Source organism: Brachybacterium phenoliresistens (genome assembly GCF_039530785.1).
Taxonomy (GTDB): domain Bacteria; phylum Actinomycetota; class Actinomycetes; order Actinomycetales; family Dermabacteraceae; genus Brachybacterium; species Brachybacterium phenoliresistens.
In genome coordinates, this window is sequence record NZ_BAAAOW010000001.1 from 932304 (window position 1) to 952716 (window position 20413).

At 74.1% G+C, this 20413-nt stretch carries 9 protein-coding genes; all 9 read right to left on the reverse strand.

Translation table 11 applies throughout. The features are described from left to right. Positions 1–75 precede the first annotated feature (75 nt). The 9 genes from ABD234_RS04290 to ABD234_RS04330 all read right to left on the reverse strand — a co-directional run bounded on the left by ABD234_RS04290 (position 76) and on the right by ABD234_RS04330 (position 19661). Positions 76–1797: a serine/threonine-protein kinase gene (locus tag ABD234_RS04290; protein WP_344354234.1), complete on the reverse strand. Its 1722-nt coding sequence runs from the start codon at positions 1795–1797 to the stop codon at positions 76–78. Beyond that, positions 1794–4325 (reverse strand): FHA domain-containing protein, encoded by a 2532-nt coding sequence (locus ABD234_RS04295; protein ID WP_344354236.1) that lies wholly within the window; start codon positions 4323–4325, stop codon positions 1794–1796. The genes ABD234_RS04290 and ABD234_RS04295 overlap by 4 nt, the downstream gene beginning before the upstream one ends. Continuing rightward, positions 4322–5188 (reverse strand): PP2C family protein-serine/threonine phosphatase, encoded by an 867-nt coding sequence (locus ABD234_RS04300; protein WP_344354238.1) that lies wholly within the window; start codon positions 5186–5188, stop codon positions 4322–4324. The genes ABD234_RS04295 and ABD234_RS04300 overlap by 4 nt, the downstream gene beginning before the upstream one ends. Next, entirely contained in the window at positions 5185–7260 is a 2076-nt protein-coding gene (locus ABD234_RS04305) for an RDD family protein (RefSeq protein ID WP_344354240.1), read from the reverse strand. The genes ABD234_RS04300 and ABD234_RS04305 overlap by 4 nt, the downstream gene beginning before the upstream one ends. After that, entirely contained in the window at positions 7257–9836 is a 2580-nt protein-coding gene (locus ABD234_RS04310) for a transglutaminase-like domain-containing protein (RefSeq protein WP_344354242.1), read from the reverse strand. Before ABD234_RS04310 ends, ABD234_RS04305 begins: the two co-directional genes overlap by 4 nt. Next, on the reverse strand, positions 9836–11107 hold the full coding sequence (locus ABD234_RS04315; RefSeq protein ID WP_051487220.1) for a DUF58 domain-containing protein: 1272 nt from the start codon (positions 11105–11107) through the stop codon (positions 9836–9838). The genes ABD234_RS04310 and ABD234_RS04315 overlap by 1 nt, the downstream gene beginning before the upstream one ends. Beyond that, complete coding sequence (locus tag ABD234_RS04320) at positions 11104–12078, reverse strand: AAA family ATPase (protein WP_038374753.1); 975 nt, start codon at positions 12076–12078, stop codon at positions 11104–11106. The genes ABD234_RS04315 and ABD234_RS04320 overlap by 4 nt, the downstream gene beginning before the upstream one ends. A gap of 58 nt (positions 12079–12136) precedes the next feature. Further along, the gene (locus ABD234_RS04325; protein ID WP_344354246.1) at positions 12137–18385 is read right to left on the reverse strand and encodes an Ig-like domain-containing protein; all 6249 of its coding nucleotides are present in this window, start codon (positions 18383–18385) and stop codon (positions 12137–12139) included. Between the two features lie 268 nt (positions 18386–18653). After that, positions 18654–19661, reverse strand: coding sequence for a polyprenyl synthetase family protein (locus ABD234_RS04330; protein ID WP_038374756.1), 1008 nt, complete (start codon positions 19659–19661; stop codon positions 18654–18656). Positions 19662–20413: the final 752 nt, after the last annotated feature.

The window sequence follows — 20413 nt, forward strand, 5'->3', positions numbered from 1 at the left end:
CACTCTCGATCCGATGATGTGTGCGGGGTGCGCCGCCCGGCGCCCTCGCCGGGCCCGTCCCGCCCGTCCCCCCGGTCATGTCTCCCCGGACAGACAGACGGTCTCCGGGGCGCTCGCCCCGCCGGAGTCGTTGATGGTCCGCACCGCGAGGCAGGCGCCGGGCTGGTTGGGCGGCAGGGCGATCACCCGGGACTGATGGACCCGCTCGTAGACCGGCGCCGAGTACCGCCCGTACCCGTCGGGGAGTTCCACCCAGGTCAGCTGGATGTAGTCGTCCTCGGTCATGTCCGCGGGCATCGTCCAGGAGACCTTGACCTTGCCCGGCTCGGGGCCCTGGCCCTCGGCGATGATCTGCAGCGTGACCCCGGTCGGCGGGGAGAGCCGCGAGGCGCCGCCGGCGGGGTCCTGGATCTCCGCGGTCGGCGGGGCCTCCTGCGCGCTCGGGAACGCCGTGCGCACCGCGATGGTCGCTCCGATGCCCAGCACCAGCACCAGCACGCCGGCGAGCGCGACGAACGGCCAGGCGGGGACGCGACGGGCGCTGCCGGACCCCTCCGCCGCGCTCCCGGGGGGCGAGGCGGGGCCCGCGTCCGGGGACGGCGGCGGGGCGACGGGACGCAGCATCGTGGCGTCCCCCTCCCCGCCGGTCCCGGCGGCCGGGGCGGAGGAGGCGGAGGCGCCGCCGGCGAGCGGCGGGGCGATCGCGGCGTAGCGGTCCGATCCCGCCGGGGCCATGGCCCCGGTCGCCGGGCCCGAGGGCGGAGAGGTCATCGCTCCGGCGGCCCCGGGACCTGCGGACTGCGCCGGGGGGCCCGTCACCGCGGCCTCCGGGTCCACCGTCGCGACCTTGCGGATCCGGGTGTGCGCATCCAGCTCGTCGTCCTCGCCGCCGGGCCCGGCGGCCGGGGCCGGTGCCCCGCGGTCGTCCAGCACGTCCATCTGGGTGATGGGCAGGGACAGCTGCATCTCCACCTGCTGCAGGGCGCGGCCGAAGGCCAGGGCGGAGTCGTAGCGGCCCGCCGGGTCCTTGGCCATGGCGATCGACAGCACGCGGTCCAGCGCCTCGGGGACGTCGGGCCGCAGCAGCGGGGCGAGCGGCTCGGAGGAGATGCGGTGGATGAGATCGGAGGCGGTGTTGCGGCGTCCCGGCAGCTCGAACGGGGTGCGCCCGGCCAGGAGCGAGTACACGGTCGCCGAGAGGGAGAAGACGTCCGAGCGCTGGTCGGCCCGCGGCGGGTCCGCGAAGAACTCCGGCGGCGACCAGGGGATCGACATGCCCTGGCTGTCCTCGAGGTCCTCACCGCTGTCGGCGACGATCGAGATGCCGAAGTCCGTCAGCGCGGGCCGGTTGTACTCGGTCACCAGGATGTTCGCGGGCTTGATGTCGCGGTGCAGGATCCCGGCGCGGTGCGCGGTCTCGACGGCCCCGGCGATCTGCACGCCCACCCGCAGCGCCTCCGCCACGGTGATCCGCTCCTTGCGGAAGCGCACCCCGTAGTTGGGGCGCGGGCAGTACTCCATGACCAGGTAGGGCCGATGGTCGGCGGAGACGTCGGCGGTGTGGATGGTGACGATCGAGGGATGCGTCGACATGGTCGCCATGACGTTCGCCTCGCCGTCGAACTGGCGGCGCACGGAGTCGTCCAGGACGTTCGCCAGCAGCACCTTGATCGCCACCCGGCGCTGGGGGCGGAACTGGCGGTACAGGAACACGTCGGCGAAGCCGCCGGAGCCCAGCAGCTTCTCGTACTGGTACCCGGGAAGCTCGGGATGCGGGGAGGGCGGGCGGGTGCTCATCCGGCCTCCCGCATGCGCAGGCGGACGCCGTCGCCCAGGTCCAGGATGTCCAGGTCCTGGAGCATGACGGCGTGGTGGGGCGAGAGCCGCCGCGGGACCGTGCCCTCGCGCAGGAGGGTGGTGCCGTTGGTGGTGCCGAGGTCCAGGGCGACCACGTGCCAGCCCTCCAGGCGCAGCTCGAGGTGTGATCGCGAGATGTCCTGCTGCGGGCTCGGCACGGTGATCAGCTGCGGGACCTCGCGCCCGCTGACGCGGGAGGCGCGCGGTTTGCGGCCGATGATCGCGGAGCGGTCCAGGCGGAAGCTCTCCCCCGTGCTCAGCTCGATGCGGCCCAGGGCGGGGCGCGGCACGGAGCGCACCGGGCCGGCCAGCGGTCGCCCGCAGGCGCGGCAGGTCGACAGCTCCGGCGGGTTGGCGTGCCCGGCGTCGCAGAGCAGCCCGGACAGCAGCACGGGCGCCGACGAGGCGGTCGCCCTCTGCCCGCGGGGAGCCTGGCGCGGCGATGCCGGGTGCGCCGGGGCCCCGGGCGCCGGTTGCTGCGGTCGCGGCGAGGGCGCCGGCTCCCCGCGGCGAGGCATCGCGGGCGGGGGCGCAGACGCAGGGGCGGGTGCTGCCGCGGGCGCGGGCACGGATGCTGCCGCGGGCGCTGGCGCGGGTGGTGCCGCAGGCGTGGGCGCTGCCGCAGGCCGGGGTGCGGGAGCGGGATCCTGCGCGATCGGGGCCGGCGCGGGCCGCGGCGGCTGCGGGCGCTCGGCGACGCGGACCTGCGGGGAGGCGGGCTGGCCCTGCGGAGCCGCCGCGGCAGGTCCTGCGGCGCGTCGGGCGGCCGTGCGTGCGATCTCGGGCGCCTCGCGGCCCACTCCGGGCACCCAGTCGATGAAGTCGCCGATCGCCGCCGAGGCGGGGCCGGCGGCGGAGGGCGCCGAGGCGGCGGGCTCCTCCTCCGGCTCGGGCGCCGGGGAGCCCTCCCCCAGCTCCTGGGATGCCGTCGCCCCGGCGGCGGAGGTCGCCTCGTGCGGCTCCTCCGCGCTCTCGTCGCCGATGCGGATCGCGGCGTCCTCGATCCGGCGGTGCACCGTCGGGCCGAACAGCACGTCGTAGGTGCCGGTGGCCTCCAGATCCGGGGAGGCTTGCGCCGGGTGCCCGGCGGCCTCCTGCGCCGGCTCTGCGGAAGGGGCCGGGGGCGGCGTCGCGGCAGGGGCGGGGGCGGGAGTCCGGGCGGGGGGCGTGAGGGGGCCCGCGGGGGCGGGGCGGCGCGGCCGCGGCGTCGGAGCCGGCGCATCGTCGCCCTCCTCGATCGGGGCGACCAGCGTGATGGCTCCGGGCTCCTCGTCCTCGGGCTCCGGAGGCGTCTCCGGGCCGTGCGGGGGCGCGGGCTCCGGCGCGGGATCCGCCGCGTCCGCGGCGCGCTGCGGCTCCGAGGGGGCGCTCGCCGCGGTGCGTCCCCGGTCGAACAGGGAGGTGCTCACCAGGCGCCGTCGGGCGCCGGGTCGGGGCCCGCCGGCTGCTGCGGCGGCCGGGGTCCCCGCCGGGGCCGCGGCCGCCGTCGCCGCCGGTCGAGGGTCCGGCGCGGCCGCCGCCGGGCGAGGGTCCGGCGCGGTGCCGGCGGTCTCGGGCTCCGCAGTCGGCGCGGCGGGCGGGGACGTGGCGGGCGCGTCGGCCGCGGGCGCGGGCGCGGAGGGATCCGGGGCGCTCCGTGCCGGTTCGGCGGGCTGGTCCGCGCGGGAGGGGGCCGCGCCGCCGAACAGTCCGTCGAAGACGCTCGGCGCCGACGGGGCGGCGCTCTCCGCGGCGGCGGGTCGTGCGCTGGTCGTCGTCGCGGGGCGGCGCACGGTCGCGGGACGGCGGGCGGCGGGGGCCGCCGGCCGGGGCGGCGCGGGCGCCGGCGCCGGATCCGAGGCGGGTGCCGGGGTGGACGGCGCGGGGGCGGAGGCCCGTGCGGCCGGGGCGGGCCTCGAGGCCTTCTCGGCCTTCTGCTCGGGGGTCTCGATGGAACGGCCGTCCTCTGCGACCTGTCCGGCGAGCGCCTCGCGCTCCTCGGCGGACAGCTGCGCGGGATCCACGGTCATCTGGACGAAGCCGCGCACCCGGGCCATCCCCTCCCCCAGCCGCAGCCCGCCGGTGCTCTCCTCGGCGGGCAGGTCGCCGAAGGCCAGGCGCCGCACCCCGGATGCCTCGACGACGGCGACGGGCTCATCGGCCGTGCCCGCGACCAGGCGCCGGCCGGCGGCGTCGTAGACGGCGAGGGGGCTCGTGCCCTTCACCACGAGGGCGGCGGACGTCCCGGAGACGAGGCCGATGAGGATCGAGGGGATCTTCTCGACGCCCTCGAGCCCGGCGGCCTCCACGATCGCGTCGAGGATCCGGGCGGGGGCCGGCGGCTCCGCCAGCACGGTCCAGACCGCCTCGATCACCGGCTTGCGCACACCGGGCACGAGGAGGGCCCATCCCGCCTCCCGGACGATCAGCGTCGCCGGTCCCGGCTGGAACCACACGCCGAGCCCCAGCAGAGGGGTCTGCTCGTTCACGAGGCCGCGCTTCCCGGGATCGGCCGGGGCAGGGTGTCCTCGTCGATCTCGACCAGCTCGCCCGGCTGCTCCGCCGCGGCATCCCCGGCGCGCTCCGTGCCCGGGGTCGAGGCGGCGGCCTCGAGCACCACCACGGTGACGTTGTCATGGCCCCCGGCGGCCAGGGCCAGCTCGACGAGGTCGTCGCACACGATCTCCACGGACGCGGGGCTGCGCAGGAGGCGCTCGATGGTCGCGTCGTCGACCTCGCCGGACAGCCCGTCCGAGCAGATGAGGATGCGATCGCCGATCTCGGCGGGGATCAGCCAGTAGTCCGGCTCCGAATCGGGCCCTCCGCCCAGCGCCCGGGTGACCATGTGCCGATGGGGGTGGCGCAGGGCCTCCTGCGGGGTGATCTCGCCGCGGTCCATGAGCTCCTGGACCACCGAGTGGTCGACGCTGACCTGCTCGAAGATCTCGTCGGAGAGCCGATACACGCGCGAGTCGCCGAGGTTCAGCACGACCCAGTAGGCGATGTCGTCGATCACCATCGTCGCGACGAGCGCGACGGTCGTCCCGGCGGAGAGCATCCCGCCGCCGCCGACCTCGCCGATCCGCCGGGCGGCGCTGCGCAACGCGTCGCCGAGCTGCTCGATGGTGACCGGCGGGCCCAGCGTGAGCTTCTCGAACTCCTCGACGGCGATCGCGCTGGCGACCTCGCCCGCATTGTGGCCGCCCATGCCGTCGGCGACCAGGTAGATCGGGGCGGCATCGAGGAAGGAGTCCTCGTTGGTCGCCCGCACGTGCCCGACATGCGTGCTGGCTGCGGAGACGACGCGGATCGCCCCGGGGAGCTCTCGGGCGGAGGAGGAGGGGCCGATCACTGATCCCTCTCCACGGTGAGCACGCGATCGCCGATCGCGACCTGCGCGCCGGCGGGGAGGATCGTCGCGGTGTCCTGGACGAGTCCCTCGCGCGTGCCGTCCGGGTGGACGATCGCCGAACCGTTGGTGGAGCCGAGGTCGGTCACGAGGACGTCGTCGCCGGTGCCGTCCACCCGCAGATGCGTCTTGGAGACGGACCGGGTGTCGTCCTTGATGACGAAGGGCTTCTCCTGGTCCCCCGCGGCGGGGTTGCGCCCGACCACGACGGTGCGCTCGGACCGGAGCTCCGCCCCGTCGTCCATGCGCAGCGTGATGCTGCGGCGCACGGGAGCGGGCGGGATCACCGACAGGCGCGTCGCCTCGAGGTCCTCCTCGACGTCGTCGGTCGCGAGGGCGCGGGTGCGGTCGTCGACCTCGTCCCACGGGCCGCCGGAGGTCTCCTCGGCGACGGCCGGGGCCGACGGCGCCGGCGCGACGGGGGCGGCCGGGGCGGGCGCGGCCGGGGCGGGCGCGGCCGGGGCGGCGGTCCCGGCGTCCTGCTGCGGCGGAGCGGGAGCGGCCGGGGTGCCCCACGCGTCCTGCGGGGCCGCCGGCGCCGGGGATCCCCAGGTCTCCTGCGGTGCGGCGGGCGGCGCCGGCGTGCTCCAGGCGTCCTGCGCATCGGCCGCCGGGGAGGACCAGGCGGCCTGTGCGGGCGGCGCCTCCTGCGGCGCGGGGCCCTGCCCGGCGGAGGGCGCGGGCGTGCTCCAGGCGTCCTGCGCGGCGCGCGCCGCGGAGGACCAGGCATCGTGCGCGGGCTCGGCGGCCGCCTGCGGAGCGGGCGCCGGAGCGGGCGCCGGGGCGGGCGGCGCCTCCTCGGCGGGGGCGGGCGGCGCCGGCGCCCACGGGTCCGCAGGCTGCGGGGGTGCCGGGGCCGGGGCCGGGGCCGCGCCCCATGCCGGAGCCGGCTCCGGCGCGGGGGCCGGCGGCGCGGACGGGGCGGAGCCGGACGGGGCCGCGGAGGAGGAGGCGCTGCCGTACGGGCCGGCAGGATCCCAGGCCGAGGGAGTGGGCTGGGCCGGATCCCAGCCGGAGGGCGCCGGGGCCGCGGAGTCCGCCGAGGCTCCCGAGGTCGCGGGATCGGCCGACCACGCGGAACCGGGCTGGGCCATGAGGTTCTCGTGCGCGGTGACCGGGACCGAGCTGCTGGGCATGTAGTGCTCGCTGCTCGGGCGCTGGAAGTCGTCCGGGCGCGGCTGGAAGGGATCGCGGCCGGACTTCACGTCGACGACGACCGAGTCCACGGCCCGGTCGTGGAAGCCGCGCAGCAGCTTGCGGGGGTCCAGGAACAGCGACAGCGCCATCAGGAGCGGGAACACCCCGTAGACGACGGCGCGCCCCAGGGCCCGCAGGAAGCCGATGGGCCTCCCGGTGCTCAGCCGCACCGTCCGCAGGCCGGCGATGAGCTTTCCGGGGGTGAACCCCTTCGCGCCCTGCAGCCACAGCAGCACCACCACGTAGGCGGTCGGCAGGGCGACGCCGATGCCGATGAGGATCTGCGCGAGCAGCGTCGCCTCCTGCTGCACGACGAGCAGGGTGCTGCCGATGATCAGCGGGATCGCGACGATCCCCTGGATGATGCCGTCCACGATCGCGGCCACGAGCCGCTTGCCGGGCGTGGACGGCGCGCAGCCGTCCAGCGGCGCATCGAGCGTGCCGATCCCCGGTGCGGCCTGCGTCGAGGGCGCTCCGGGGGCCGAGGCGTGTCCGGGCACGGGCGGGGGGCCTTGTTCGTCCATTGCTCGATCGTACTGGTCCTGCGGGCGCAGCGTCGTGCCGTCGGGAGCGGGCGCCGGCCCTGTCCCGCGGCCGAGCAGCTCGATCCCCTCGTCGGGGCCCTCGCCCTCCCGCTCGCCTCCCGAGCCGTCGCGCTCGCGCGGGCGCGGGGCCTCGGTCCAGGCGCCGGGGGTGCGCGTGCCGTGCCGCTCGTACGGCGACGGGGCGTAGCGGGTCCCGCACTCCCCGCAGAGCACGGCGCCCGGCGCCAGCAGGGCGGCGCAGCTCTCGCAGTATCGGTTGCCTGGGGCGGTCATCGGTCCTCCTGGGTGCTGCGGGTCGTGCTGGTCGTGCTGGTCGTGCGGGGGATGCGGGTCCGGCCCCGCGGGATCGCCGCGCCGATCCTGTCGAGGAGACGGCCGATGCCGCGGGGCTGCGCCGGCTCGGGGACGCCGCGGCCGCGACGGGCGGCGCGCTGCTCGGCCTGGGCGCGGGAGCTCTCGCGCCGTGCATCCAGGCGCTGCCGGTCCCGGGCTGCGGCGCGGCGCAGGGCTCGGCGGCGGCGGAACGAGCGCAGGGAGAAGCGCCCGAGCAGACGTCGATGCCAGGGGACGGCGGCCAGCAGCGCCGCCCGGGAGTCCATCACCTGGGCCCAGTACTCGTCGACGGCGGCCTGCGGCATCTCCTCGGGTCCGAACACGCCGCGATCGGCGCGCTCGGCCAGCACCGCGATGCCGGCACCGGGCAGCTCGGCCTCGATCTCGGCGGCCAGCTCACGCCGGGTGACCAGGACATCGGCCGGACGGCCCAGGTCGGCGCGGACGTCCAGGAGCTCCTGCCAGCCGCCGTCGATGCGCTCGGCGGCGCTGCCGCGGGTGCGACGGTGCGCGCGCCGGCGCGCCTTGGCCAGGGCGATCGCGGCGAGCAGCGCCCCGAGCAGCAGGAACGGACCGGATCCGGCGGCCGCATAGACGGCCCAGGAGGACGTCTGCGCGGGGTCCTCCTCCTCTCCGGGCGCGTCCTCGCTGGTCGCGCCCGGCGGCGGGCTCGGCGGCTCGGCGGGCGGCGGCGGGGGCTGGGCGACCTGGGGCCGCGGCTTCTCGACCTTGTTCTTCTCCGGCTGGGTGGGCGTGTCGTCCTGCTCGGGGGTCGGGTCGAAGCGGACCCAGCCCTGGCCCTCGTAGGCGACCTCGACCCAGGCGGTGACGTCGTCCCCGGTGATGGTGGCCTCGCCGGCCGAGCCGGCCGGGACCTCGAAGCCCATCACCACCCGGGCGGGGATCCCGACCGAGCGCGCCAGCACCACCGTGAGCGCCGCGTACTGCTCCTGGTCGCCGATGCGGCCCTGGGGCATCGCGGTGACGTCCTCGGCGTCGTAGGAGATCTCCTCGGCGAGCATCGCGTTCAGGCGGCTGGCGCCGTGGCCGGGCAGGGACAGGGTGTCCTCGGGGTCCACGCCGTGGGAGAAGTACCCGGTGGACTGCATGGTGGCCGAGAGGTTCTGCATCTTGGCGTAGTCGTCGTCGGTGTCGCCGACGGCCGCCTCGGCGAGCTCCTTGTACTCCGCCGGCAGGTTCTCGGGAAGCGGCGGCAGGTCGATGTCCGCGAACTCCATCTCGTCCTGCTCCTGCGCCGTGGGGTGGCGGTACGGCTCGTAGACGAGGTCGTAGGACTCCCCCGAGCCCAGCACCGAGGCGTCCACCGCGGTCTGGGAGACCTGGTTGAGGTAGAGGTTCTCGGCGAGGTCCCCGCCCTCCCCCAGCGCGTCGATCCGGTCGGTGCGGGAGCCGAGGGTGGGCATCCACACGCCGCGGTACTCCCCGATCGTGACCGTCGCGGTGCGCGCCGCCGGAGAGGCCTCGTGGAGGTCCACCCCGGTGGCCGTGCGGAGGAAGGCCCCGGAGGGGCCGGTGCGCTCCGTGCTGCTGGCGACGGCGAAGGTCTGCAGGTCGTAGCGGTCGAGGGTGGCCAGGCGCACCAGCTCGCCGTCCTCGACACCGGTGACGGTGAACAGCTCCGCCTCCCGCTGGTGCTTGAGGTAGCCACGGAACTCGGTGAGCGGGGAGACGTACTCGTCCGGGTCGAAGGGCGGGGTCATCGTGTCGCGCAGGGCGAACCGGGCCGTTCCCGGCGGCGGGTCCAGCAGGGCCTGCGCCCCGGCGGTCGCCCCGCAGGCGATGACCAGCACGAGCCCGCCGCCGATCACGCGGCGCCGCAGGACGGGGTTCCGCCACGAGCCCGGACGCACCGTGTCCGAGATGATGGTCGAGCGCGCCGACGCCAACCGGGCGCTCTCGAAGCGCCACGTCAGCCAGGCCAGGGAGATCACGGCGACGCCGATCCCGCGGAGCATCGGCGCGACCGCGGCGGACGTGCCGAAGGCGACCGAGACCAGCAGCAGCGCGAGGGGGAACAGCCAGGCCAGCGCATAGCGGCGGGTGCGCAGCACGATGCTCATGCCCGCCACCGACAGCAGCAGCGTGCTGATCCAGACCACGCCGAGGACGCCGTGCGCGGAGCCGACGGGCGTGGACACCGTCAGCATGGCCTTCCAGGCGGTGATCGGCGCGACGAGCAGCTCGCGCAGCGACGCCAGGGTCGGGATCACGTGGAAGAGCGCGTGGGTGGGTGCGGCGAAGGTCGACCCCAGCAGCAGGTGCAGCACGAGGGTGGCGAGGGTGACCCGCAGGACGCCCCAGCGCCAGCGGGCGCCGACGAGGGCGACGATCGTGCCGACCGCCAGGGCCATCACGCCCGCGAGCAGGTAGTCCGCCCCGCCGTAGGCGTCCTGCAGCCCGAGCACGGCGAGCAGGAAGAGCACCGCCATCACGGCGATGTCCACGGCGCGCGGGCCGTGGCCGCGGGTCTCGAAGAAGGTCGTGTCCTCGCGCATCACGCCACCGCCCGCAGGGCCTTGGGGAGGTCGGCGAGGGTCCCGAGCGTGACCAGCTCGAGGGAGCCGATCGACGAGCGGCGCACCTCGGCGCCCTCCTCGCAGCGGACGGCGACGGCGAGGATCCCGGCGGGCAGCCGGGTCGCGGCGGCGTTGAGCTCGCGCGGGGTCGCCTGGGAGCCGACCACGAGCATCACGGCGGAGGCGTTCGGGGCCAGGTCCGCGGCCTTCTGGCCGAGGTCGTGCAGGCGCGCCCCTCCGCCGATCCGGTCCAGCACCGTGTAGTCGTCCATCATCGGACGGTAGGCGCGGGTGCGCTGGACGGCGTCGACGGTGAAGGCGGTCAGCTCCTTCTCCTCGCGGAAGGTCTGGGCGGAGATGGAGGCTGCCGCGGAGACGGCCAGCTCGAACTCGTCCTCGGAGGCGTAGTCGAGGTGCCGGTTGTCGAGGGCGACGACGATGTGGGAGCGCCGCGTCTCCTCGAACTGGCGGACCATGATCTTGCCGGTGCGGGCGGTGGTGCGCCAGTGCACGTGCCGCCGGTCGTCCCCGGGGGCGTAGTCGCGCAGCGCATGGAAGGCGATGTCGGAGCTGGACAGGTCCGAGGAGGGCGTCCCCTCGAGGTCGCGGAGATAGCCGCTGGCGGCCTCGTCCAGGCGCACCGTCTGCGGATGCACGTACAGCTCCTGCGCCTTCGCCCAGGTCACCTGGCGTCGCATGAGGGAGAGCGGGTCGTCGCGCACCGAGCGCACCGGCCCGACCACGAGCACGGCGCGGCGCCGCGTGGGGACGGCGAACAGCTCCTCGTGCTCGGCATCGGGCTCCAGGCGCGGCACCATGAACTGGGCGGTCGCGCTGCCGACGGCGAGCTCGATGCGCGCCGGGAGGATCCCGCGGCGGCTGGGGTTGCGCACGCTCACCCGGCCCACCGCCCGCGTGCCCACCACGACGCGGTGGGTCTGCAGGTCCAGCGTCACCTCGTAGGAGGAGCGCCCCAGCACGAACAGCGCCGCGACCAGCAGCGGGATGCTCAGGGCGAGCCCGATCGCGGCGAGCTCGGTGACGTGCAGGCCGAGGCCGACGGCCCAGGCGCCGACCGCCGCGGCGAGCACCGCCCACCCGATCGGGGAGACCAGGTCGAGCAGCGGCCGCACCCGGCGGTCGACGACGCCGGCGGCCGCCTGCCGGGCGCGCGCGAGCGCCGAGGGGCCGTCGGCCGCGGGGCCGGAGGGGGCCGACGGGTTCTCCGTCGCGGGGGCCGGCGCGGTCATGCGCTCTGCTGCCGCGCCTGGGGCGGCGCCACCTCGCTCAGGATCCGCGTCATCACCGACCGCGCCGTCGCCCCGGAGAACTCGGCCTCCGGGTCGAGCACGAAGCGGTGCAGCCAGACCGGTCCGACCAGGGACTTGACGTCGTCCGGGGTGACGTAGTGGCGGCCGTGGACGGCGGCCCACACCTTCACCGCGCGCATCAGCGCGAGGGCGCCGCGGATCGACACGCCGACCCGCACCTCGGGGGCCAGGCGGGTCTCCTCCATCAGCCGCGAGACGTACTCGAGCACGGCCGGATCCACGTGGACGGTCGAGGCCAGCTGGGTCATGTCGTCGACGGCCTGCAGCGAGATGCGCGGGACCAGCTGGCGGCTGCGGTCGCGGACCGCGGAGCCCTGCAGGATCTGCACGCTGGTGGCATGGTCCGGGTAGCCCAGGGAGGTCTTCATGAGGAAGCGGTCCAGCTGCGCCTCGGGCAGGCGGTAGGTGCCGGCCTGCTCGATGGGGTTCTGGGTGGCGATCACCAGGAACGGGCTGCCGACCTCGTGGGTCACGCCGTCCACCGTCACGCGGCCCTCCTCCATCACCTCGAGCATCGCCGACTGGGTCTTCGGGGAGGCGCGGTTGATCTCGTCGGCCAGCACGATGTTCGCGAACACCGGGCCGCGGTGGAACTCGAAGGCCTTGGTGTTCTGGTCGTAGATCGTCACGCCCGTGACGTCGGACGGCAGCAGGTCCGGGGTGAACTGGATCCGGGTGCTGGTGCCCTGCACCGTCGCGGCGAGCGCCCGGGCCAGGGAGGTCTTGCCGGTGCCGGGGGCGTCCTCGAGCAGCACGTGGCCGGGGGCGAGCATCGAGGTCAGCACGAGGCGGACGATCTCGTTCTTGCCCATGACCGCCTGGCCGACGCTCTGGACGAGCTTGTCGAAGGTGTCGGCGAACCAGCGGGCCTGTTCGGGGGTCATTGTCACGGTACGGGGTTCCTTGCTTCAGTCGTCCTGCGCGGGGCGGTCCATGCCAGGGCCGCGGTCACCACTTCTTGTCGGGGTGCTCGAAGTTCCCGACCTTCTTCCCGTCCACGAAGACGTCGACGTTCGAGAGCGGGATGCCGTAGTAGAGGTAGCTGTTGTACTGGCCGTGGTAGCTCCAGGTGCCGTCGGCGTTCGGCGTGACCGGGAGCTCGCGTCCGTACCCGGCCCGCTTGAACTCCCACCACCCCTCCGGATCGGCGTTGTTGGTGTACATCGTCAGCGTGTAGGTCCTGTTCGGGTCGAGGTCCTTCAGCGCCACGTCGATCTTCCGGCAGTACACCGGGGAGTCGCAGGTCGGCGGGTTGTTCTCCCGCGCGATCACCGTCATGCCGGCGAACTTCGGCTCGGGAGGCGTATAGGTGCTCGCCTGCCGGGGGCTCTCGACGGTGTCGCTGACCTTGCCCTTGGTGTTCCAGGCGCGGGCCTGGAAGGAGACGTTCTGCCCCGAGGAGGCCGTCTTCTCCACCGGACCGGAGTAGGTCTTCCAGCCCTCCCCGTCGATGTTGTACTCGAGCTTGTCGATCCCGCCGGCACCGCCGTCGCCGTTGGCGGACACCTCGAAGCGCACCGGGCAGGTCTTGCTGCCGGTGCAGGCGGAGGCCGAGGAGCTCACCGTGGGCTTGGCCGGCTTCGTGTACGGCGTCACCGAGTTCGAGGGCTTCGAGAGGTCGCTGAGGCCGCCGGATGCTTCGAACCGGTTCCGGGTCTGCACCGTGAAGGTGTACGCCTTCCCGTTCTGGAGACCGGTGAGGGTGACCGAGGTGCCGTTCTTCACGACCTCCTCGCGCCCGCCGCCGGTGACCACATAGTCCTGGATGGCCGTGCCGTTGCCGTCCGCCGGATCCCAGGAGACGGTGACGGTGCCGTCGGGCCCGTCGTTGGTGCTCTCGTCCATCGTCGCCGAGACGTTCTTCGGCGGCGCGGGCTTGGCCCAGGCGGTGACGGCGTTGGACGCGGCCGAGGCCTGCGTCCCGTCGCCGACGGAGTTCACGCCGACGTAGGTGAACGTGTACTCGGTATCGGGATCGAGGTTCGTGAAGCTCGTGGAGCGGGCGTCGCCGCCGTCCACGCGCTTGCGGGTGCCGTCGGAGGCGGTGACCACGAAGCCGGTGATCGGCTCGCCGTTCGCCTCGTCCGTGCTCATCCCCGGCCAGGAGACGTCGATTCTGCCGCTGCCGGAGCGCTCCGCCGACGGGGTCCCCTTCGGCTTCTTCGGCTTCCCCGCCGGGTGCTCGGCCGATGACCAGTCGGACCAGTCGGAGGCGTCCTCGGCGGAGTTGTGGGCGCGCACGCGGAACATGTAGTTCGTGCCGTTGCTGAGCTCGCCCCACACCAGCGAGGTCTCCCCCGCCGACAGCCCCGTGCGGGTCTCTCCCATCTGCCCCGATCCCGTCCGGATCTGCAGGTCGTAGCCCTCGATCGCGGAACCGCGGTTGACCGGTGCCCGCCAGGCGACGGTGAGCTCGCCGTCGCCGCGGGTCGCCCTCGGCGCGTCCGGCTTGTCGGGGCGCACATCGGGCCGGGCGGTCGCCGACGGGGCGGAGGGGTCCGAGGGGCCCACGCGGTTGGTCGCCACGACCTGGAAGGTGTATTCGGTGTCGTTCTCGAGGCCGTCGACGGTGCAGATCGTGGACGTGCAGGCCCGGTCGACGCCGGGGCCGCTCGCGCTGGAGACCGTGTAGGAGGTGACCTCTGCGCCGTTGTCCGCCCGCGGGACGAAGTCCAGCTTCACGAACCCGTCGCCGGTCTCGAGGATGCGCGGCGCCGAGGGCGCCTCGGGCTTGCCGATCACGTTGACCTGCAGCGTCCCCGTGACCCGGCGATCGGGATCGCCGGTGGCGTCCTGGACCGTGTAGGTGATGGTCGCGATCCCGTGGAACTCGGGATCGGCGGTGACGGTCACGGCCTCCCCGGCGATCTCGGCCTGGACCTCGGCCGTGTTGGTCCCGACGCCGGTGATGGTGCGCGGCTCGCCCGGGAACGGGTTCGAGGCGTTCTCGAGCACCGGGTAGGTGCCGCTGCGTCCGGCGTCGAGCTCCTCCTCCGCCAGGACCGTGGCGATCAGCGGCTTCGAGGAGCCCTGCACGCTGACCTGCACGATCGCGGTGGCCGGAGGGTTCGTGCCGTCGCTCGCGCTGACCTCGACGTCGACGATGGTGCCCTTGGGGACGGCCTTGTCCGCCTGCGCGGTGAGCGTGGAACCGTCCAGGGTCACCCGGACGCCGGAGACCGTGGCGGACTCGCCGAGGGCGAAGGTCAGCGCCTCCTCCTCCGGATCGGCGGCCAGGCTCGCGAGGTCCAGGGTCGTGGCGGCCGCGCCCTGCTCGGTGCGCAGCACGGTGCCCTGCATCGTCGGCGGGAGGTTCACGTCGTCGGCCAGCACCGTGATCGGGATCGTCAGCGTGGAGGTCGCGGCCGTCGCGTCCCCGGGCGCGCCGTCGGTGACGGGGACCGTGATGGTGTCGGGCCCGGCATAGCCCTCCTGCGGGCGGTACAGCAGGTGGGTGCCGTCCACCGCGATCTCCGAGCCGTCGGAGTGGTTCGCGCTCACCGCGTCGGGGTCGGAGATCGTCACGTTCTCGGCGCCGGGCCGCACCCGCACGAGCTTCGGGTCGGTCAGGTCGATGGCCAGCTCGGCGTTGTGGCCGACCTCCAGGGTCCCTCCGGTCCAGACCGGCTGCTGCTTGGCGGTGCCCGGCACCCAGATGTACCCGGAGGCCTTCTGGTCGTCCATATCGGTGACCGTGTACCGGATCCGCTGCTGCTCCTCCTGCGGGGTGATGCGGACCAGCCCCTTCTCGTCGGCGGTCACCCCTTCGGGGCTGCCCTCGAGCGCGAAGCCGAGGTCCAGCGCGCTGCCGTCGGGATCGAAGTCGTTGGCCAGGGCGTCGACCTCCACGGTCTCCGCCTCGGGATCCAGCACGTCGGCGGCGTCGACGAAGTCGTCCACGGCCACCGGCGCCCGCAGCGGCGCCTCGCCGTCGACCTTGACGATGGCGGTGGCCGGGGTCGAGGCGATCCCGTCGGAGGCCGCGTAGGTCACCTGGTAGGTGCCGGGCTCCACCGGGGTCCGCACCGTCACGTAGGGAGAGGACTCCCCCGGCGCGGGCTCGATGAGCTCCAGCCCCTCCTGCGCCTGGACCGCGCTGCGGTCGATCGACAGCGGCGCCCCCTCGGGGTCGGAGTCGTTCTCCAGCACCGGGATCTGCACGATCCGGTCCGGACGCACTTCGACGGTGTCGTCCACGGCGGCCGGAGGCAGGTTCACGGCGGCCGGCTCGGCGATCCCCACCGAGATCTCCCCGGTGCCGATGGCGCCCTGGCGGTCCATCACCTGGTACCGGAAGGTGTCCGTCCCGTGCTGACCGGGGGCGGGGGTGTACTCGAGCCACTGGCCGGTGGACTCGGTGATCGTGCCCAGCTGCGGGGTGGGGCTCGAGATGCCCATCAGCAGCACCGAGTCGCCCTCGTCGTCGACACCGCTGGTCGGCACCGGGATCCGCACCGGGGTGCCGGCGACGGTGCGCGCCTCGATGTTCGGGGGGCGCGGCGGATCGTTGCTGCCGTCGGCGGGGACGATCCGGAGCGTGACCGTCGCCGCGTCCTCGCGGCCCGTCTCGTCGATCACGGTGTACTCGAAGCTGACCTCGCCGCTGGCATCCGGGGCGGCCGTGAAGCGGACGGCGTCCTGGACCACCTCGAGGGTCCCCGAGGACGCCACGGCGGAGGGATCGGACACCTCCTTCACGTGCAGCGGGGAGCCCGTCGGCGAGGAGTCGTTGGCCAGGACGTCGAGGCTGATCACGTCGCCGGCGCGGACGACGCCGGAGTCCGCGACCGCGATCGGGATGGCGAACTGCGTGTCGCTGTGGACGACCATCGCGCGCACGGTCCCGGTGGCGCTGTCGGTGCCGTTGGCGACCTCGTAGGTGATCGGCACGGGCTCGGTCCCCGCCTCGCTGCCGGGCTCGGCCTCGATCCGCAGCAGGTGGTGGTCGAGGATCGTCGCCTTCAGCCCGCTCTGGGGCGGCACCTCGACGGAGTTGAGGACCAGCACCCCGCCGGAGGGGTCGACGTCGTTCTCGAGCGGGTCCACGAGCGTGGACCGGCCCGTGGTCACCATGGCCATGTCGTCCACGGCGACCGGCTTCAGCGCCTCCTCGGTGGGCGCGGACACGTCCACCCGGATGAGGCTGGTGGCGGTCTGCGCCCCGGAGCCGACGGTGTACTCGACGTAGAAGGAGCCCTCCGTCTCGCCCCGGACCGTCACGGTGCCGGAGTGGGCGTCCATCGTCACGTCGAGACCCTCCGGCTGCGAGGGCGTCACCCCCAGCAGCTCGAGGTCGCCGCCGTTGGGGTTCACGTCGTTCAGCAGCGGTTTGAGCGTGACCGACCGTCCCGCGGCGATGCGCGCATGGTCGGCGGTCACCAGCGGCGGCAGCTCGTCGTCCGTCACCGATTCGACGATCAGGGTGCCCTCGCCGGTCTCGCCGTGCTCGTCGACGAAGGACAGCGAGACGGTCTTCTCCCCCGGGCTCTTGCCGGCGTCGTTGACGGTGATCAGCCCATCGGCCGTGAAGGTGACGGTGTCCTCCGGGTCCATGGTCGCGTTGGAGAGGTAGAAGGCATCGCCCTCGTCGTCCTGGTAGTACGGGAGGATGTTGAAGGACACGGACTGCCCGGACCGGACCTGGATCTTCGTGGCGGCGACGTCCTCGTCGGCCGGTCGCGGACCGGTGTTGGTCGACTCCGGCTGCACGGTGAGGTCCACGGCGGCGGTGGCCTTCCCGCCGCGCCCGTCGTCGACCTCGTAGGTGAAGCTCGCGGCGCCCGTCGCGTCCTCGTCGACGGTCACCTGCAGCTGCGTGCCCCCGCGGATGGGCGTGACCGTGCCGATGCCCGGCTGGTCGCCCACGACCTTCGCGGTGAGGAGGTCGCCGTCGGGATCGGTGTCGTTGCGCACGACGGGCAGCACGATGTTGCCGCCCGCCCGCACGCCGAAGGCATCGGGGTTGGCCGTCGGGGGCTGGTTCTCCTCGCTGCGCTCGGCGTCGACGTTGGTGATCTTGGAGGTGAGCGTCTCCTCGTCCTCCTGCTGCTGCTTGTCCGTCTCGATGTCCTGGGTGAACTCCCAGTCGTCGACGAGCTGCATCTCGTCCTGGATCTTCCAGGACTTGCCGGAGCTGCGATCGTTGAGGACCACGAGGCCCTGGTTCACCCGCAGGGTCAGGTTCGCGTCCTCGTCGGCCCCCTCGATCCGCGAGCCGCTGGTCTCGCCGTCGCCCGCACAGGCGCGCAGCGCCGTGTTGGCGCCCTTCCAGGCCCCGTATGCGCACCCGGAGATCTGGACGGGGACGACCGGCTTCCCGGTACCTCCGGACGGGTGCGCTGCGGCATCGGCCCCGTCCAGCGGGACCTCCACCAGCGCCGAGCTGGTGGCCAGGACGACGATCCCCTCCGCGGAGGCATCGCCGGGCTGCTGCAGCCTCGCGCTGGAGGCGTCGATGCCCTGGGCGTTGAGGTCGTACTCCCTGCCCTTCATGCCGATGCGCAGCAGGCTCGCGGAACGGTCGAGGATCACCGGCTCCTGCCCGACGATGGTCAGCTCGAGGGACTCCTCGTCGTCGCTGAGCCCCGCGATGTCCACGGGGGCGTCCTTGGCGGGCTTGGTGGTGTCCTCCGCGCGGGGGAAGCGCATCAGGCTGCCGCCGTCCAGGACGAACACCGTCCCGTCGGTGCCGACGGTGACGACGGGACGATGCCCGCTCGCGGTGTAGACGGGATCGGGCGCGGTCGCGGGGCTGAACGCGGCCGCCTGCTGGGGGGTCAGGATCCATACCCGGCCGTCTCCCGCGGCGATCGTGACGCGGTCCCCGCCGAGGCCCACACGGGAGTCCACCGGCAGCTCGACCGCGGAGAGCGTCTCGACCCCGGCGGTGTTGACGGGCTTGTATCCGCGGTCGCTCATGACCAGGACGTGGTAGCCGGACTGGAGGACGTCGATGGCGTCGCCGGGTGTCGCCAGACGGGCGTCGAGCTCCTCCGCGTCGACGTTGATGCGGCCGATCATCCCGTCGGCGTCGTTGGTGACCCATACCCCGCCGTCGTTCACCTCGACCTCCGAGGAGGAGAGCCCGTCGTAGGCGACGGCGAACCCGGTGATCACGAGGGCGGCGACGGCGAGCACGGCCGCAGAGACGGCGCTGGTCCGCCGGCGGCGCCTGCGGACTCCGGTCGTGACGGACATGCGGTCGTACCCCTATCGATTCACCGGGACGGATGCCGTGGAGGACGGCTGGTGCCCTCCGGCGCACGACGCGGTCGCACGGGCGGCCCCATCCCGGCCAGGCCTCCCCGCGAGACCTGGGTCCCGTCTGCACAACGCCTCACAGACTACTAGGAGCCCGGGGAGGGAGCCACGACTGGGGACGAAGCGTGGTACGAATGGCATTGCCGGGTGCCGCTGCGGCCCGGCCAGGGGCCGGCGGGCGTGGATCGCCGCCGGCGTCCGATGCTCAGCGCTGGCGGTCGACCATCGAGGCGGTGAAGGCGTGCAGCGCATCGCGCACCGGGGACGCCGGGAGCTCGTCGAGGATCGCCTCGGCCTCGGCGGACATCCGCTGCGCCAGCTCGCGGGTGCGCTCGAGGGCGGGGTCGCCGCGCAGGAGCTCCACGAGCTCGGCCAGCGACTCGTCGCTCGTGAGGTCGCCCTCGAGCCGATCGATGATCTCCTGGGTGCGCGCGTCCGGGGATTCGGCGTGGCGCTGGCGCACCAGCAGGGTGGGCATGGTGGGGACGCCTTCGCGCAGGTCCGTGCCGGGGGTCTTGCCGCTGGAGCCGGCGGACACCGCGAGGTCCAGCACGTCGTCGGCGAGCTGGAAGGCGACGCCGACCTTCTCGCCGTAGCGGGTGAGGACGTCCGCGCTGTGCTCTCCGGCGCCGGACAGGGACGCCCCGAGGCGACCGGCCACGGCGATGAGGGAGGCGGTCTTGTCCGCGAGCACGGAGAGGTAGTGGTCGAAGGGGTCCTCGTCGGGCTTGGGGCCGACGGTCTCGTGCAGCTGACCGAGGCAGAGCCGCTCGAAGGTCTCGGCGTGCCAGCGCACCGCGTCCAGGCCGAGGGAGGAGCTCAGCGCGCTCGCACGGGCGAACAGGAAGTCCCCGGTGAGGATGGCGACGGAGTTGTTCCACACCTGATGTGCGGCCTTGGCCCCGCGGCGGGTGACCGCCGAGTCCATCACGTCGTCGTGGTACAGGCTGGCGAGGTGGGTGAGCTCGACGAGGACGGCCGCATCGAGCACCTCCTCGCGGGTGACGTCCCCGAGGGAGGCGGCGAGGAGCACCAGCATGGGGCGCACGCGCTTGCCGCCGGCGTCCATCAGGTAGCGGCCGGTCCACTGGACCATGTCGTCCGAGGTCGCGACGCTGTCGCGGAGACGCTGCTCCACCTCGACGAGTCGATCGGCGACGGACTGCGCCAGATCCTCGTCGATGTCGGGAACCGCCGACAGCGTGGTACGCATCGTTCTCCTCTTCTCCGCCAGGAGCGCCGTCTCCGGCGCGCGGCGCGCGTCAGCACGCCGGGCGCCAGTCTACCGACCCCCCGGGGATCGGGACGGGACGGAAGTCCCTCACAGTGGCGGACCTGACGACCCGCTCTCCCGTCCGCACGCGGAGCCGGCGCCGTCCGGCGAGAACACGGCCGGCAGCGCGGCTCCCGGACACGTTCTCTCCCCCTCCCCCGGCAGGGCACACCTCGTGCGAGGGGCACGCCTGATGACCCGTCCGGCGCGCGCAGGCACGACGAGCGTCGGCAGCGCAGGAACGATCTGCTGCGCCCTCCGGATGGCTGATCGATCGCGGGCCCTTTCGACACGGCGACACCTCATGAGGCCGGGGGTCGATCACCCGGCACCAGGTGCCGGCGCCGTGTCTCCGGGGCGAGAAGCACAGCCCGCTGCCGTGGCCGCTTCCGCTTCTCTGCGCACCCCGCGCTGACGAGCGCAGACGCGATAGGCCGGCAGACGGCTACGGCTCCCCCCCCCCACTCCGGGCGCCTTGGAATGCGAAAAAGCCCCGCTGCACGATCGGCAGCAGGGCAAAACAGAAACGGGTCTGGGGAATGACGAAGCGGGTGACACCCGGTCCTCGACCTGCGCGCCACCCATCGGATGGCTGCGGCAGGGAGGACACCATGATGTCACCCGCTCCGTACTAGAAGAATGTCCGGCGGCGTCCTACTCTCCCACACCCTCCCGAGTGCAGTACCATCGGC

What these genes read in the sequence shown, in the direction of transcription:
- ABD234_RS04290 (WP_344354234.1), bottom strand. Translation starts at nt 1,797, where the DNA reads ATGAGCACCCGCCCGCCCTCCCCGCATCCCGAGCTTCCCGGGTACCAG.
- ABD234_RS04305 (WP_344354240.1), bottom strand. Translation starts at nt 7,260, where the DNA reads ATGACCGCCCCAGGCAACCGATACTGCGAGAGCTGCGCCGCCCTGCTG.
- ABD234_RS04310 (WP_344354242.1), bottom strand. Translation starts at nt 9,836, where the DNA reads ATGCGCGAGGACACGACCTTCTTCGAGACCCGCGGCCACGGCCCGCGC.
- ABD234_RS04315 (WP_051487220.1), bottom strand. Translation starts at nt 11,107, where the DNA reads ATGACCGCGCCGGCCCCCGCGACGGAGAACCCGTCGGCCCCCTCCGGC.
- ABD234_RS04325 (WP_344354246.1), bottom strand. Translation starts at nt 18,385, where the DNA reads ATGTCCGTCACGACCGGAGTCCGCAGGCGCCGCCGGCGGACCAGCGCC.
- ABD234_RS04330 (WP_038374756.1), bottom strand. Translation starts at nt 19,661, where the DNA reads ATGCGTACCACGCTGTCGGCGGTTCCCGACATCGACGAGGATCTGGCG.